The 12,906-nt window shown below is 70.1% G+C and carries 17 protein-coding genes and 2 pseudogenes; 13 read left to right on the top strand and 6 right to left on the bottom strand.

Features of this window, described 5'->3' with window-relative positions:
- Window positions 1-5: 5 nt before the first annotated feature.
- From E6R60_RS22555 to E6R60_RS37505, 4 genes and pseudogenes are all read right to left on the bottom strand, one after another.
- Window positions 6-473, bottom strand: coding sequence for a GNAT family N-acetyltransferase (locus tag E6R60_RS22555; protein ID WP_136328442.1), 468 nt, complete (start codon window positions 471-473; stop codon window positions 6-8).
- 102 nt (window positions 474-575) lie between these two features.
- Window positions 576-1,163: a Uma2 family endonuclease gene (locus E6R60_RS22550; RefSeq protein WP_136328441.1), complete on the bottom strand. Its 588-nt coding sequence runs from the start codon at window positions 1,161-1,163 to the stop codon at window positions 576-578.
- A gap of 52 nt (window positions 1,164-1,215) precedes the next feature.
- A complete protein-coding gene (locus E6R60_RS22545) occupies window positions 1,216-2,178 on the bottom strand; it encodes a helix-turn-helix domain-containing protein (RefSeq protein WP_136328440.1) in 963 nt (320 codons plus the stop codon).
- Window positions 2,179-2,396: 218 nt separating this feature from the next.
- Window positions 2,397-2,656, bottom strand: a pseudogene (locus E6R60_RS37505) (hypothetical protein); the annotation flags it as partial.
- Here E6R60_RS37505 and E6R60_RS22535 point away from each other — a divergent pair.
- Window positions 2,654-2,773 (top strand): annotated as a pseudogene (locus E6R60_RS22535) (DUF397 domain-containing protein); the annotation flags it as partial. The pseudogenes E6R60_RS37505 and E6R60_RS22535 sit on opposite strands and share 3 nt — an antisense overlap.
- 3 nt (window positions 2,774-2,776) lie before the next feature.
- Here the strand turns inward: E6R60_RS22535 and E6R60_RS22530 are convergent.
- Both E6R60_RS22530 and E6R60_RS22525 read right to left on the bottom strand, forming a co-directional pair.
- Window positions 2,777-4,993, bottom strand: coding sequence for a poly(A) polymerase (locus tag E6R60_RS22530; RefSeq protein ID WP_136328438.1), 2,217 nt, complete (start codon window positions 4,991-4,993; stop codon window positions 2,777-2,779).
- Window positions 4,993-6,663 carry an RNA ligase family protein gene (locus tag E6R60_RS22525; protein ID WP_136328437.1) on the bottom strand — a complete coding sequence of 557 codons (1,671 nt, stop codon included), beginning with the start codon at window positions 6,661-6,663 and terminating at the stop codon, window positions 4,993-4,995. The genes E6R60_RS22530 and E6R60_RS22525 overlap by 1 nt, the downstream gene beginning before the upstream one ends.
- Window positions 6,664-7,152: 489 nt before the next feature.
- Here E6R60_RS22525 and rpsJ point away from each other — a divergent pair, with 489 nt between their 5' ends.
- The 12 genes from rpsJ to rplN all read left to right on the top strand — a co-directional run bounded on the left by rpsJ (window position 7,153) and on the right by rplN (window position 12,906).
- Window positions 7,153-7,461, top strand: a complete 309-nt coding sequence (gene rpsJ, locus E6R60_RS22520; protein WP_003948644.1) for a 30S ribosomal protein S10 — start codon at window positions 7,153-7,155, stop codon at window positions 7,459-7,461.
- Between the two features lie 14 nt (window positions 7,462-7,475).
- Window positions 7,476-8,120 carry a 50S ribosomal protein L3 gene (gene rplC, locus E6R60_RS22515; protein WP_136328436.1) on the top strand — a complete coding sequence of 215 codons (645 nt, stop codon included), beginning with the start codon at window positions 7,476-7,478 and terminating at the stop codon, window positions 8,118-8,120.
- 4 nt (window positions 8,121-8,124) lie between these two features.
- Entirely contained in the window at window positions 8,125-8,775 is a 651-nt protein-coding gene (gene rplD / locus E6R60_RS22510) for a 50S ribosomal protein L4 (protein WP_136328435.1), read from the top strand.
- Window positions 8,775-9,098, top strand: a complete 324-nt coding sequence (gene rplW, locus E6R60_RS22505) for a 50S ribosomal protein L23 (protein ID WP_014154589.1) — start codon at window positions 8,775-8,777, stop codon at window positions 9,096-9,098. Before rplD ends, rplW begins: the two co-directional genes overlap by 1 nt.
- Before the next feature lie 39 nt (window positions 9,099-9,137).
- Window positions 9,138-9,974, top strand: coding sequence for a 50S ribosomal protein L2 (gene rplB / locus E6R60_RS22500; RefSeq protein WP_024494973.1), 837 nt, complete (start codon window positions 9,138-9,140; stop codon window positions 9,972-9,974).
- 12 nt (window positions 9,975-9,986) lie between these two features.
- Entirely contained in the window at window positions 9,987-10,268 is a 282-nt protein-coding gene (gene rpsS, locus E6R60_RS22495) for a 30S ribosomal protein S19 (protein WP_015610726.1), read from the top strand.
- A 42-nt stretch (window positions 10,269-10,310) separates the two neighbouring features.
- The gene (gene rplV, locus E6R60_RS22490; RefSeq protein WP_073733141.1) at window positions 10,311-10,658 is read left to right on the top strand and encodes a 50S ribosomal protein L22; all 348 of its coding nucleotides are present in this window, start codon (window positions 10,311-10,313) and stop codon (window positions 10,656-10,658) included.
- A complete protein-coding gene (rpsC, locus tag E6R60_RS22485; RefSeq protein WP_136328434.1) occupies window positions 10,658-11,497 on the top strand; it encodes a 30S ribosomal protein S3 in 840 nt (279 codons plus the stop codon). The genes rplV and rpsC overlap by 1 nt, the downstream gene beginning before the upstream one ends.
- A 5-nt stretch (window positions 11,498-11,502) precedes the next feature.
- On the top strand, window positions 11,503-11,922 hold the full coding sequence (gene rplP, locus E6R60_RS22480) for a 50S ribosomal protein L16 (protein WP_003966953.1): 420 nt from the start codon (window positions 11,503-11,505) through the stop codon (window positions 11,920-11,922).
- The gene (rpmC, locus tag E6R60_RS22475; RefSeq protein ID WP_136328433.1) at window positions 11,922-12,146 is read left to right on the top strand and encodes a 50S ribosomal protein L29; all 225 of its coding nucleotides are present in this window, start codon (window positions 11,922-11,924) and stop codon (window positions 12,144-12,146) included. Before rplP ends, rpmC begins: the two co-directional genes overlap by 1 nt.
- Window positions 12,146-12,430, top strand: a complete 285-nt coding sequence (gene rpsQ / locus E6R60_RS22470; protein WP_073786784.1) for a 30S ribosomal protein S17 — start codon at window positions 12,146-12,148, stop codon at window positions 12,428-12,430. The genes rpmC and rpsQ overlap by 1 nt, the downstream gene beginning before the upstream one ends.
- A 107-nt stretch (window positions 12,431-12,537) precedes the next feature.
- A complete protein-coding gene (gene rplN, locus E6R60_RS22465; RefSeq protein WP_003966950.1) occupies window positions 12,538-12,906 on the top strand; it encodes a 50S ribosomal protein L14 in 369 nt (122 codons plus the stop codon).

The following is a 12,906-nucleotide window of genomic DNA, read 5'->3' as shown; positions in this document are numbered from 1 at the left end:
TTGTCTCATACGGCGGGTACGGGCGCCCGGCGCACCATGAACACGTCGACCGGGTCCTCGCGTTCCGTGGCGAATCCGTGCCGCTCGTAGAGCCGCCGGGCGGCGCTGCCCTGGAGCACGTTGAGCCGGACCGGCGTCCCTTCGGCGTCCGTACGGGCGAGCAGGGCGCTCAGCACGGCCGATCCGATGCCCCGCCCCTGGTGCTCCTCGGCGAGGAAGAAGCTCTCCAGGCACCGGCCCTCCTCGAACGGCCGCAGCGTGACGCTCCCGCCGAACCGGCCGTCGACGACGATCACCGAGGTGTACTCGGGAAGATAGGAGTCGCGCAGCCGTTGGCGCACCCGGTGTTCGTCGTAGCGGCCGAGGCGGACGAGATCCGGGCGCATCACGACAGCCCGGAGATCGGCTATGGCCTCGACGTCGTCGGGGGTGGCGGGGCGCAGGGCCCAGCTTTGAGTGGTGCGTACAGGCATGACGGGAGTCTGCCAGAGGGCGGGCGGGTCCGGCCCGAGGCGTATCAGGTGCGGCCGGCGCTCCCGGGCGCGCTACCCGAGTAGGTCCAGCACCGGGACGGTCTACTCGTAGCGGGGGAGGTCACTGGTCGCAATGGTCCACTCCGCGATGGTGACGTCCTCTCCGTACACGAAATCCTTGCGGGTGGCGTAGCGGGGGCCCTGCGGCGTCGGGTGGATGTCGGACAGGACGGCGCCCGTACCCGAGCGCGGATCGAAGATGGCGTAGACGGGGATGCCGAGAAGCGGATAGTCGCGCATCTTGCTCACCCAGTCGTTGTCCGGGTTCGACTGCGAGACGACTTCGACGGCCGCGATGACGGTCCGGGGATCGAAGGACCCCTGCCCCTCCATGTCGGCCTCGGCGATCACCATGACGTCCGGATGGCGCATGATGCCCGCCGGTTCTTCCTCGACGTCCGGGGTCCCTGTGTGCGCCACGATCTCGTCCGGCATCAGCTTCTCCAGGCGACGACTCACCCGGGCCGTGGTCAGTTCGTGGGGGCGCCCCGGGGCCATCATGTCGTGCACGATCCCTTCCTTGGTGATCTCCAGCTTGCCGGGAACGCTGTCCTGCATCTGTCCGACGATCTCGCGCATGGCCCGGTAGCGGGCCGAGTCCCGCTCTGCACGTTCTGAGGCGATGGCCATGGCGTGCGCTCCTCGTCTGTGCCCGGAGGCAAGGGGGGTCGTCACGTTCATGCTAAGCGGCCTCCAGGAGATCGGTTCGGCAGTCGCGGCAGTGGCCGGGGTGGGTGGCGCGGAAGGCACGGTCACAGGTGTCGCAGTTCTGGAGCGGGATGACGAGGGCCTTGCGGCGGGGTGGGGGTGCGAGGTCCGTGGTGCCGGGGAGTGGGGGCGGCACGAGGGTGGTGATGCGGTGGCGGATGAACTTCGCCGGGTGTTTGACGGGGGTGGGGAGGTCGCTGGTGAGCGCGTGGCGGATGGCGTCGGGGTGGGTGTCGCGTTCGAGCCAGGCGGCGATGCCGGGGGCGAGTTCCTCGATGTCGGCCATCCGGAAGGTGAGTTGGGGAGCGTGGCGGCGTAGGTCGGCGAGGACGGCCGCGGCGGTTCGGAGTAGTTCCTCGGTGGGCTTGTGGGGCTGGGGCAGCGGCGGGAGTGGCGTCCTGGGTGCGGTGGGTGCCGGTACGCGGACGGGCGCGGGGAGCGGTGGCGCGGGTTCCGCGACCGGGGGAGGGGGCGGAGGCGGAGCGGGCGCGGGGGGCGGCTCGGCGGGTGCGTGCCGCCGGGGCTGTCGTTGTGGAGGTGTGGTGGCCGGGGGCGCGTCGGCGCCCGGGCGGTTGTACGAGATCGTGCGGGTGATGACGCGGCCGTCGGAGAGGCGTACCCGGCTGCGGTGGAGGTAGCCCTTGGCTTCCAGTTCGTGCAGGGCGGCGGTGATGCGGGCTTCGCTCTCGGGGAAGCGGTCGGTGAGGACCTTGATGCCGACCTTCGCTCCGGCGGGCAGTGACTGGATGTGGACGGCGAGGCCGATCGCGATGAGGGAGAGCTCGTGATGCTGGGCGAGGTGGTTGCCGATGATCACGAAGCCGGAGACGTGGCGGGCGTTGACGTGGATGACGCCGGATGTCGGCGTGACGTCGGGGAGGGTGCCGGGGGAGCCGGACTGGGCGCACGGGGGCGCGATAACCTGCGGGATAGCCATCGGGAAGTTGTTGCCTTCCTCGTGGTCAGGCCCCCGGTTGAGATTGTCAGTCTCGGCGGGGGCCGTCTCAGTTCTGTGGTTGTCGCGGCGAGCATATGCCGAACAACCGGCCTCGAATCCAGCCCAGTTGCCCAGGTTCACTCGCGCGAGTGATGCAGGTCAGGACGGGGGCCGGGTCGGGTTGGGTGGGGTTGTTTCCCTGAGTTCTTTAAAAGCCTTTAGACGTCGTGGACAGCCGCGTCGTGGGTCACCGGGTCGTGGCCCCGGGGGTCGCGGGTGACCACGACCCGGTGGACTCGGCCGGGTGGGAGGTCGAGTTCCGCCCAGACCGTCTTCCGCGGAACCGGGCCCTCGATCACGCCCCAGCGGTCGGCGAGCGCGTCGACGATGAGCAGGCAGCGCCCGCCCTCCTCGTGAGCGTCGGGGGCGGAGGGGGTGGGGAGACGGTCGCCCCGGTGTCGGTCAGCTCGATCCGCAGGTCGCGGTTGCACCCGGGGCGGTGCACGTCCGTGACTCGAAGGACCTGTCGGTGCCGCAGCTCACCTTCGGTGAGGACGCGTGGGCGGGTCTCGTCCCGTACGCCGCTGGGCGCTGACCCCTATATACGTACCGGGACCACCGACGCCCCCCGGATTCCTCGCAGCACCTCCGCCCCGATCTCCGCCAGCCGGACGGCGTCCGGCGGGGTCGCCCCCAGCCCGATCGCGTACCCCGTGCGGCCGTCGGCCGTGAGCGGGCGGGGCCAGATGCGGCAGTCGGGGGCGCCCGCGTCGGTGAGGGCGGCGGACAGGGCGAGGAGGCGGCCGCGTAGCCGCCCCTCGTCCGGAGCGCCCGAGGGGATCGAGGCGAGGGCCCACGACATGTGCTGCTCCGAGAGGTGCGGCGAGGTGCAGAGCAGAGGGCGCGGGTCCTGGTCGTCCTCGGCGGCGTCCGTGATCTCCCAGGCGCGGTAGAGCTCGGCGGTGAGCAGATCGCGGCCGGCGGCGGAGACCTGGGTGGTGCAGGACCGCACCGGCGCTGTCGGCGTCAGCACCGTGACGGGGCCCCGCGAAGGGCCGGGGCCCACCGGTGCTCCCCAGTCCCACATCGCCCAGGTAGCGAAGAAGTGCCGGAGCAGCGCGAGCGGCGGCAGGTCGCCGGCCTCGTGTGCGGTACGGGCCGCGAGGACCGCCCAGGCCAGCCCGGGCAGTCCGCCGCACGGCGCGGAGTCGAGGCCCCGTGCCGCCGCCCACGCCTTGACGTCCCGGGCGAGGGCGGCGAAGGCGTCCCGGTGCGGGTCCGTCGCCGCGAGTACCGCTTCGGCGTCGCTCACCGCGCTCAGGGCGACGGCGGCCGCCTCGCCCAGCTCCGTCCGGCGGGCGACCGCCTCGGCGGGGGAGAGGGAGCCGGTCGGCACCGTGGCGAGGTCGACCCGGAGGCCGTCGAGCCGCCAGCGGAGGCCGGGGACCCGGGCCCCCGTCACCTCGCGCAGGTCCCGCGCCTCCGGGAACGCGGCGGCCAGCCGTTGACGTACCCCCGCCGGATCGGGGGCCCCGGGCAGCGCCGCGACCAGGTCCAGGTCCGCGTCGGGGGCCGCACAGCCCATGCGGCGGGAGCCGACGACGTGGACCCGGGCGCCGGGGAGGGCCGCGGTGACCCGCTCCGTGATGCGGTCCGTGTCGGCCGCCGGACGTGGTGGGCTCAGCTCAGCGACGCGGTCCGTGTCGGACGCCGCGAGCGGCGGGCCCAGCTCCGCCCGTACGCCGTAGTGGTCGGAGACGTACAGCCCCTCCGGTCCGGGCACCTCGCCCGTCAGGGCCGCCGACCGGGTGCGCAGCCGTTCGGTACGCAGCAGGACCCTGTCCAGGCGGGAGGCGCGGCCGGACAGGGAGGAGACCGCGGCCAGCGGGTTCACGGAGGGGTCGAAGGTGGGGGTGTGGTCGGCGGCGCCGTGCGCCTCGCTCCAGGCGTCCGTCATCGTCAGGCGTGTCTGCGGGCGGTCGCCGCCGTCGTTGAAGTCGCCGACGAGGAGCAGCTCGCCCTGTATCGCGGCCAACCCGGTTGCCAGGTCGGCGAGTTCGTGGTCGCGGCGGGCCGCTCCGTCGGGGGAGTGGTCGCTGCTGAGGTGCGTCACGGCGACCGTGACGGGGCCCTCGGCCGTCTCGACGACGGCCGCGGCCACCGCCTTGTGCGGGCCGAGTGCGTGCAGACCCGCCTCGCTCACCGGCAGGCGGCTGAACAGCAGCAGGCCGTTGTCCGCCACGTCGCGGCCGGCCGGGCCGGCGGCGAGGACGTATCCCGCCCGCAGCCAGTCGCAGCCGAGCAGGAGGTCCAGCAGCACGGGCTCCGCCTCCTGGAGCGCGATGACGTCGGCGTCCGCCGCGCGCAGGGCGTCGAGGAGGAGCGGGCGGCGGCGGGCCGTGTCGATGCGGTCGCTGTCGTAGCGGTCCCAGAGGGTGTTCCAGGTGAGCACCGTCAGCGGACCGGACGGGCCCGGGGTCCGGGCGGGCGCCGGTTCCCAGGTGCCCGTGGCAGGGGAGAAGGCGTGCGGGGTGCGGGAGGTGAAGTAGGGGGAGGGGAGCCGGCGCGGGGTGCTGACCCGGCCCGCGTCCGTCGCGTCGATCCGGTCGGCCCCCGTGGACCGGTCCCACACCACCTCGCCGTCCGCCTCGACGAACAGCACGCGGTGCCAGGGGATGTCGCCGCCCGGCGTGAAGCGGTCCAGCGGCACCCGCTCAGGGTCCCGGCCGCGCTGGGCGACGCCCAGGACGAAGCGCGCCGGGTCGAACCGGGGGTCCCAGCGGACCCGGTGGTAGATCTCCTCGCTCGTACGCATCAGGCCCGGTCCTCCACGGTTCCGCTCGTCCCGATGTACCAGGTGCGGTGCGCCTGGCCGGGATACGGGGGCACGAAGCGGCGCAGCTGCGAGGCCAGGACGTCCGGCGGCACCGGATGGTCGCGCCGGCCGTTGCGCGCGGTGAGCTCCTCCGCTCCCACCCAGGCCACCGCATGGGTGAGCAGGGCGTCGTGGCGGTGGGCGGTCGCGTGGATCACGGAGCGCTGGTGCGGGTTGAGGGAGGTGGCGTCCCAGACCACGGTGGCGCCGGGGACCAGGGCGGCGTCCAGGCGGCGCAGGCCCTCCCGCATGACCTCCTCGTTGGCGCTCTGGTCGGCGCGCGAGCCCCGGGCCTGGCGCAGGTCGTCGAGCGAGATGTACGTGGTGATGCCCGGCAGCCCCCGGGCGAAGGTGCTCTTCCCGCTGCCGGAGGGGCCGGCCAGGTGGATCAGGCGAGGGAAGCCACCGGACCGCCATCGCCAGGTCGCGGCGACCGCTTCCTCCGCGGTGGTGACGCGGCCGCGCGCGTACGCCTCACGGGCCTGCGCCAGACAGCGGTCGGCGGCGTCCGGCTCCAGACCGGCGAAGGCCTCACGCAGTCCGTCCGGTTCGGCCACGTCCCGGGCGTGCAGTTCGGACCACTCCACCTCCTCGCGGGCCTCCGGACCCTCGGCCAGCGCGTCCGCCAGCGCGTGCAGGACCGGCAGGCGGGCGGCGAGCGCCATCCACGCCAGACCGCCGTGGCGCTGCTCGTCCGGGTAGGGGCGGTGCAGCGCGGGGTACAGGCCGACGAGGTCCGCCGTCTGCCGGGCGAGCCGCATCCCGAGCGGTCCGGCGAGCGCCGGGGCGAGTGCGGCCCGTCGGGTGCGGTGCACCAGGGCGGCGAGCACCCCGGCCAGCCGGTCGTCGCCGGTGCTGCCGCGCGCGTCCAGGGCGTCGGCCGTCGCGAGGGCGGCCGGTGCGTCGCCCGGGCCGGTGCCCGTGGCGACGGCCAGGGCCGCCGGGTCCACGGGGGCGCCCGAACGCACGGACCAGAGGGCGGCGGCCGGGCCCAGCCCGTTCTCCACCACCGCCGCGTGCATCCAGTGGGTGTCCGTGGTCACGTGGCCCGGCCGCACCCACTTCGCGACCCGCCGTTCGAACGCGGCGGCGGGAAAGGCTTCGGCGGGGCGGACGACGTAACCCTCCTGGCGGTCCGTGTCGGGTCTCATCGCGCGCAGCGTCTTCTCGGCGCGGGCGTCGAAGACGCCGCGCCACAGCACGGGCGGTGTCGGGACCCCGAGGTCGCGGAGGAAGTCCACGGTCCGGTCCCAGTCCAGACAGACGTCGCCGTCCCAGACGGAGAAGCCGTAGAAGTAGCCCGCCAGGTCCTCGTACGGGATCGAGTGCCGGGCGAACACGTTCTCGCCGCAGATCCGCCACCCCGCCGGAATGCGGGGGCCGATCCTGCTCTGGAGCGCCTTGACCCATCCGCGCGAAGGGTGGTGGGCCGAGTCGAGGGAGCGGGCGTGCAGGCCGTCGGCGTACAGCGTGGTGTTCTCGCCGTCGAGCTTCTCGGTGACCACGACCTGCGTGCCGGTGAGCCCCGCGAGGTCGGTCAGGCGCACGTCGTCGGAGGTGGCCCCGGGCGACCAGGGCAGATGCGGGGTCCGCGGATAGTGCGTACGCATGTGCTGTGCCCCCCTGGCCTCTGTCCGGCGGTCACTGTAGGGGCGGCGACGGGTGGCGCTCGACCGAATAACGCGGGGGAGCCCGGCCCGGCTCGTGCCCGCGTTTGACCATGGCGACGCGGGGGGTAAGATCCTCCGCCCGATTGGCCAGGCTCGTGCCCCGTATGGCACACTAGCCAGGTTGCTCGGTTGAGTGTCAATGCTGCGCGCCTCCCGCCGGGAGGACCGGAAGCGAGTCCCACAGTACTCGTCGGCCCCCAGGGCCGGACGTACGGGAATCTTTCGGGAAGCGTATGTGTGGCACCGGCCAGGCGCCCGGTGGGGTTTCACCCCCGGCAGCGCGGTCTCAGGCCCGCACCCCCTTGGTTGGGATCTCCTTCGGGAGATTTTCGTAGAGGGGATGCGACACGCCCGACCGCGTGGGTCGGAGGCGGAGTTACCAGAACCACGGGTTCCAGAGCGTTACGAGAGACAGGACTACTAGTAGCCATGGCGGGACAGAAGATCCGCATCCGGCTCAAGGCCTACGACCACGAGGTCATCGACTCCTCGGCGAAGAAGATCGTCGAGACGGTGACCCGCACTGGTGCGTCGGTCGCGGGCCCGGTGCCGCTGCCCACTGAGAAGAACGTGTACTGCGTCATCAAGTCGCCGCACAAGTACAAGGACTCTCGCGAGCACTTCGAGATGCGCACGCACAAGCGCCTCATCGACATTCTCGACCCCACCCCGAAGACGGTTGACTCGCTGATGCGCCTCGACCTGCCGGCTGGCGTCGACATCGAGATCAAGCTCTGAGGGGACGGGCCGAGATGAGCAAGAACATCAAGGGCGTCCTGGGCGAGAAGCTCGGCATGACCCAGGTCTGGGACGAGAACAACCGGGTCGTCCCGGTGACCGTCGTCAAGGCCGGTCCGTGCGTCGTGACGCAGGTCCGCACGAACGACAGCGACGGCTACGAGTCGGTCCAGATCGCCTTCGGCGAGATCGACCCGCGCAAGGTGAACAAGCCCCTCAAGGGCCACTTCGCCAAGGCCGACGTGACCCCCCGCCGCCACCTGGTGGAGCTCCGCACCCCTGACGCGAGCGAGTACACGCTCGGCCAGGAGATCACCGCCCAGGTGTTCGAGTCCGGCGTCAAGGTCGACGTCACGGGCAAGAGCAAGGGCAAGGGCTTCGCCGGTGTCATGAAGCGTCACAACTTCAAGGGCCTCGGCGCCGGTCACGGCGTCCAGCGCAAGCACCGTTCCCCCGGTTCGATCGGTGGCTGTGCCACCCCTGGGCGTGTCTTCAAGGGCATGCGCATGGCCGGTCGGATGGGTAACGAGCGCGTCACCACCCAGAACCTGACCATCCACGCGGTTGACGCGGAGAAGGGTCTGCTCCTCATCAAGGGCGCAGTCCCCGGTCCGAACGGCGGCCTCGTCCTGGTCCGTACCGCGGCCAAGGGGGCTTGAGGTAATGAGCACCATTGACATCCTTTCGCCGGCAGGCGACAAGGCCGGTACCGTCGAGCTCCCCGCGGAGATCTTCGACGCGAAGACCAGCGTTCCGCTGATCCACCAGGTCGTTGTCGCACAGCTGGCAGCTGCCCGTCAGGGCACGCACAAGACCAAGCGTCGCGGCGAAGTCCGTGGTGGTGGGCGCAAGCCTTACCGCCAGAAGGGCACCGGCCGTGCGCGCCAGGGTTCGACCCGCGCGCCGCAGTTCGTCGGCGGTGGCGTCGTCCACGGCCCGCAGCCGCGTGACTACTCGCAGCGCACCCCCAAGAAGATGAAGGCCGCCGCCCTGCGCGGTGCCCTCTCCGACCGGGCGCGTCACTCCCGCATCCACGTCGTCACCGGCGTGGTCGAGGGTGGAGTCTCCACGAAGGCCGCCAAGTCGCTGTTCGGCAAGATCTCGGAGCGCAAGCACGTGCTCCTGGTCGTCGACCGCAACGACGAGGCCGCGTGGCTCTCCGCACGCAACCTGCCCCAGGTGCACATCCTGGAGCCGGGCCAGCTGAACACGTACGACGTGATCGTCTCTGACGACGTGGTCTTCACCCAGGCCGCCTTCGAGTCCTTCGTGTCTGGCCCCCAGACCGCTGAGACCGAAGGGAGCGACGCCTGATGAGCGAGGCGACCGTTACCAGCAAGACCTACTCCGACCCGCGTGACGTTCTCGTCAAGCCGGTTGTTTCGGAGAAGAGCTACGCGCTGCTCGACGAGAACAAGTACACGTTCATCGTCGCGCCCGGCTCCAACAAGACCCAGATCAAGCAGGCCGTGGAAGCGGTCTTCTCGGTCAAGGTCACCGGGGTCAACACGATCAACCGTCAGGGTAAGCGCAAGCGCACCAAGACCGGTTTCGGCAAGCGCGCTGACACCAAGCGCGCCATCGTGACCCTCGCTGAGGGCGACCGAATCGACATCTTCGGCGGCCCGACCTCCTAACGGAGGTCGAGTCGTCCGGAATCGGACGAGGACTGAGAAATGGGTATCCGCAAGTACAAGCCGACGACCCCGGGCCGTCGTGGCTCCAGCGTCGCCGACTTTGTCGAGATCACGCGGTCCACGCCGGAGAAGTCGCTGGTCCGCCCCCTGCACAGCAAGGGCGGCCGTAACAACACCGGTCGTGTGACCGTTCGCCACCAGGGTGGTGGCCACAAGCGCGCCTACCGCGTGATCGACTTCCGTCGTCACGACAAGGACGGCGTGCCGGCCAAGGTCGCGCACATCGAGTACGACCCGAACCGCACCGCGCGCATCGCGCTCCTGCACTACGCGGACGGCGAGAAGCGCTACATCATCGCGCCGCGTGGCCTGGGCCAGGGTGACCGTGTCGAGAACGGCCCGGCCGCCGACATCAAGCCCGGCAACAACCTGGCGCTGCGCAACATCCCGGTCGGTACGACCATCCACGCCATCGAGCTGCGGCCCGGCGGCGGCGCGAAGTTCGCCCGTTCCGCGGGTGCCTCCGTGCAGCTGCTGGCGAAGGAGGGCACCATGGCCCACCTTCGTATGCCGTCGGGTGAGATCCGCCTGGTCGACGCCCGCTGCCGCGCCACGATCGGCGAGGTCGGCAACGCCGAGCAGTCGAACATCAACTGGGGCAAGGCCGGTCGCATGCGCTGGAAGGGCGTTCGCCCGTCCGTCCGCGGTGTTGCGATGAACCCGGTCGACCACCCGCACGGTGGTGGTGAAGGCAAGACCTCCGGTGGACGTCACCCGGTCTCGCCGTGGGGTCAGAAGGAAGGTCGTACTCGCTCGCCGAAGAAGGCATCGAGCAAGTACATCGTCCGCCGCCGCAAGACGAACAAGAAGCGCTAGGAGCGGGTTTAGATGCCGCGCAGTCTCAAGAAGGGGCCCTTCGTCGACGGACACCTCGTCAAGAAGGTGGACGTACAGAACGAAGCAGGCACCAAGAACGTCATCAAGACCTGGTCCCGTCGCTCGATGATCATCCCGGCCATGCTGGGTCACACCATCGCGGTGCACAACGGCAAGATCCACGTCCCGGTGTTCGTCACCGAGTCGATGGTCGGCCACAAGCTCGGCGAGTTCTCGCCGACTCGCACCTTCCGCGGCCACGTCAAGGACGACCGGAAGTCGAAGCGCCGCTAGCGCGGGGTGGAAACGACTATGACTCACACCGAAGGGACAACCATGGAAGCCAGGGCCCAGGCGCGGTACATCCGCGTCACGCCCATGAAGGCCCGCCGAGTGGTGGACCTCATCCGTGGCATGGATGCCACGGAGGCTCAGGCGGTCCTGCGTTTCGCCCCGCAGGCCGCGAGCGTGCCGGTTGGCAAGGTGCTTGACAGCGCCATCGCCAACGCTGCACACAACTACGACCACCCCGACGCCTCTTCGCTGGTCATCAGCGAGGCGTTTGTGGACGAGGGTCCGACCCTGAAGCGGTTCCGTCCGCGTGCTCAGGGCCGTGCCTACCGGATCCGTAAGCGGACCAGCCACATCACCGTGGTCGTCAGCAGCAAGGAAGGAACCCGGTAATGGGCCAGAAGGTAAACCCGCACGGGTTCCGGCTCGGCATTACCACGGACTTCAAGTCCCGTTGGTACGCCGACAAGCTGTACAAGGACTACGTCAAGGAAGACGTCGCCATTCGTCGCATGATGACGAAGGGCATGGAGCGGGCCGGCATCTCGAAGGTCGAGATCGAGCGCACCCGCGACCGCGTCCGCGTTGACATCCACACCGCCCGCCCGGGCATCGTCATCGGCCGCCGCGGCGCCGAGGCCGACCGCATCCGTGGCGAGCTGGAGAAGCTGACCGGCAAGCAGGTCCAGCTGAACATCCTCGAGGTCAAGAACCCCGAGGTGGACGCCCAGCTGGTGGCCCAGGCCGTCGCCGAGCAGCTCTCCTCCCGCGTCTCCTTCCGTCGTGCCATGCGCAAGAGCATGCAGAGCACGATGAAGGCCGGCGCCAAGGGCATCAAGATCCAGTGCGGTGGCCGCCTCGGCGGCGCCGAGATGTCCCGCTCGGAGTTCTACCGCGAGGGCCGCGTGCCCCTGCACACCCTCCGTGCGAACGTCGACTACGGCTTCTTCGAGGCCAAGACGACCTTCGGCCGCATCGGCGTGAAGGTCTGGATCTACAAGGGCGACGTCAAGAACATCGCCGAGGTCCGCGCCGAGAACGCTGCTGCCCGTGCGGGCAACCGCCCGGCCCGTGGCGGCGCTGACCGTCCGGCCGGCCGCGGTGGCCGCGGTGGCAGTGAGCGTGGCGGTCGCGGCCGCAAGCCGCAGCAGACGGCTCCGGCCGCCGAGGCCCCCAAGGCCGACGCGTCCGCCGCTGCTCCGGCTGCTGAGAGCACCGGAACGGAGGCCTGACCGAAATGCTGATCCCCCGTAGGGTCAAGCACCGCAAGCAGCACCACCCGAAGCGCAGCGGTATGTCCAAGGGTGGCACGCAGGTTGCGTTCGGCGAGTACGGCATCCAGGCGCTGACCCCGGCGTACGTGACGAACCGTCAGATCGAGTCCGCTCGTATCGCGATGACCCGTCACATCAAGCGTGGCGGCAAGGTCTGGATCAACATCTACCCGGACCGCCCCCTCACGAAGAAGCCTGCCGAGACCCGCATGGGTTCCGGTAAGGGTTCTCCCGAGTGGTGGATCGCGAACGTCAAGCCGGGCCGGGTGATGTTCGAGCTGTCCTACCCGAACGAGAAGATTGCTCGTGAGGCGCTCACCCGCGCTGCTCACAAGCTTCCGATGAAGTGCCGGATTGTTCGGCGCGAGGCAGGTGAGTCGTGATGTCGGCCGGTACCAAGACGTCCGAGCTGCGCGAGCTGGGCGACGAGGAGCTCCTCAACAAGCTCCGCGAGGCCAAGGAAGAGCTGTTCAACCTCCGCTTCCAGGCGGCGACCGGACAGCTCGAGAACCACGGCCGGCTCAAGTCCGTCCGTAAGGACATCGCCCGGATCTACACCCTGATGCGCGAGCGCGAGCTCGGCATTGAGACGGTGGAGAGCGTCTGATGAGCGAGAAGACTGTGACTGAGACGAACACCGACCGCGGTTTCCGCAAGACCCGTGAGGGTCTGGTCGTCAGCGACAAGATGGACAAGACCGTCGTCGTCGCTGTCGAGGACCGCGTCAAGCACGCGCTGTACGGCAAGGTCATCCGCCGTACGAACAAGCTCAAGGCCCACGACGAGCAGAACGCCGCCGGCGTCGGCGACCGCGTCCTCCTGATGGAGACCCGGCCGCTGTCCGCCACGAAGCGGTGGCGCATCGTCGAGATCCTCGAGAAGGCCAAGTAATTCCTGAGGGGCTTCCCCTTCAGGCAGGTTCCGCCAGGCTCGGCGGGGGTCCGTTCCGGTAACGGAGCGGCCCCCGCCGGGAACCGGCAGACGATCAGGAGATAGACGTGATCCAGCAGGAGTCGCGACTGCGTGTCGCCGACAACACGGGTGCGAAGGAAATTCTCACCATCCGTGTTCTCGGTGGCTCGGGTCGCCGCTACGCGGGCATCGGTGACGTCATCGTCGCCACCGTCAAGGACGCGATCCCCGGTGGCAACGTGAAGAAGGGTGACGTCGTCAAGGCCGTCATCGTTCGCACCGTCAAGGAGCGTCGTCGTCAGGATGGCTCGTACATCCGCTTCGACGAGAACGCCGCCGTCATTCTGAAGAACGACGGCGACCCCCGCGGCACCCGTATCTTCGGCCCGGTGGGCCGTGAGCTGCGCGAGAAGAAGTTCATGAAGATCATCTCGCTCGCGCCGGAGGTGCTGTAA

Origin of the sequence: Streptomyces sp. A0642, from assembly GCF_004795105.1 — a bacterium.
Classification (GTDB): Bacteria; Actinomycetota; Actinomycetes; order Streptomycetales; family Streptomycetaceae; genus Streptomyces.
Note: the sequence above shows the minus strand (reverse complement) of the source record. Positions and strands in the feature narration are given on the sequence as shown.

Coding starts and splice junctions, on each gene's coding strand:
- rpsC (WP_136328434.1), top strand. CDS start 10,658: ATGGGCCAGAAGGTAAACCCGCACGGGTTCCGGCTCGGCATTACCACG.
- rplP (WP_003966953.1), top strand. CDS start 11,503: ATGCTGATCCCCCGTAGGGTCAAGCACCGCAAGCAGCACCACCCGAAG.
- rplW (WP_014154589.1), top strand. CDS start 8,775: ATGAGCGAGGCGACCGTTACCAGCAAGACCTACTCCGACCCGCGTGAC.
- E6R60_RS22545 (WP_136328440.1), bottom strand. CDS start 2,178: ATGGCTATCCCGCAGGTTATCGCGCCCCCGTGCGCCCAGTCCGGCTCC.
- rpsS (WP_015610726.1), top strand. CDS start 9,987: ATGCCGCGCAGTCTCAAGAAGGGGCCCTTCGTCGACGGACACCTCGTC.
- E6R60_RS22525 (WP_136328437.1), bottom strand. CDS start 6,663: ATGCGTACGCACTATCCGCGGACCCCGCATCTGCCCTGGTCGCCCGGG.
- E6R60_RS22555 (WP_136328442.1), bottom strand. CDS start 473: ATGCCTGTACGCACCACTCAAAGCTGGGCCCTGCGCCCCGCCACCCCC.
- rplV (WP_073733141.1), top strand. CDS start 10,311: ATGGAAGCCAGGGCCCAGGCGCGGTACATCCGCGTCACGCCCATGAAG.
- rplD (WP_136328435.1), top strand. CDS start 8,125: ATGAGCACCATTGACATCCTTTCGCCGGCAGGCGACAAGGCCGGTACC.
- rplC (WP_136328436.1), top strand. CDS start 7,476: ATGAGCAAGAACATCAAGGGCGTCCTGGGCGAGAAGCTCGGCATGACC.
- rpsJ (WP_003948644.1), top strand. CDS start 7,153: ATGGCGGGACAGAAGATCCGCATCCGGCTCAAGGCCTACGACCACGAG.
- rplB (WP_024494973.1), top strand. CDS start 9,138: ATGGGTATCCGCAAGTACAAGCCGACGACCCCGGGCCGTCGTGGCTCC.
- E6R60_RS22530 (WP_136328438.1), bottom strand. CDS start 4,993: ATGCGTACGAGCGAGGAGATCTACCACCGGGTCCGCTGGGACCCCCGG.
- rpsQ (WP_073786784.1), top strand. CDS start 12,146: ATGAGCGAGAAGACTGTGACTGAGACGAACACCGACCGCGGTTTCCGC.
- rpmC (WP_136328433.1), top strand. CDS start 11,922: ATGTCGGCCGGTACCAAGACGTCCGAGCTGCGCGAGCTGGGCGACGAG.
- E6R60_RS22550 (WP_136328441.1), bottom strand. CDS start 1,163: ATGGCCATCGCCTCAGAACGTGCAGAGCGGGACTCGGCCCGCTACCGG.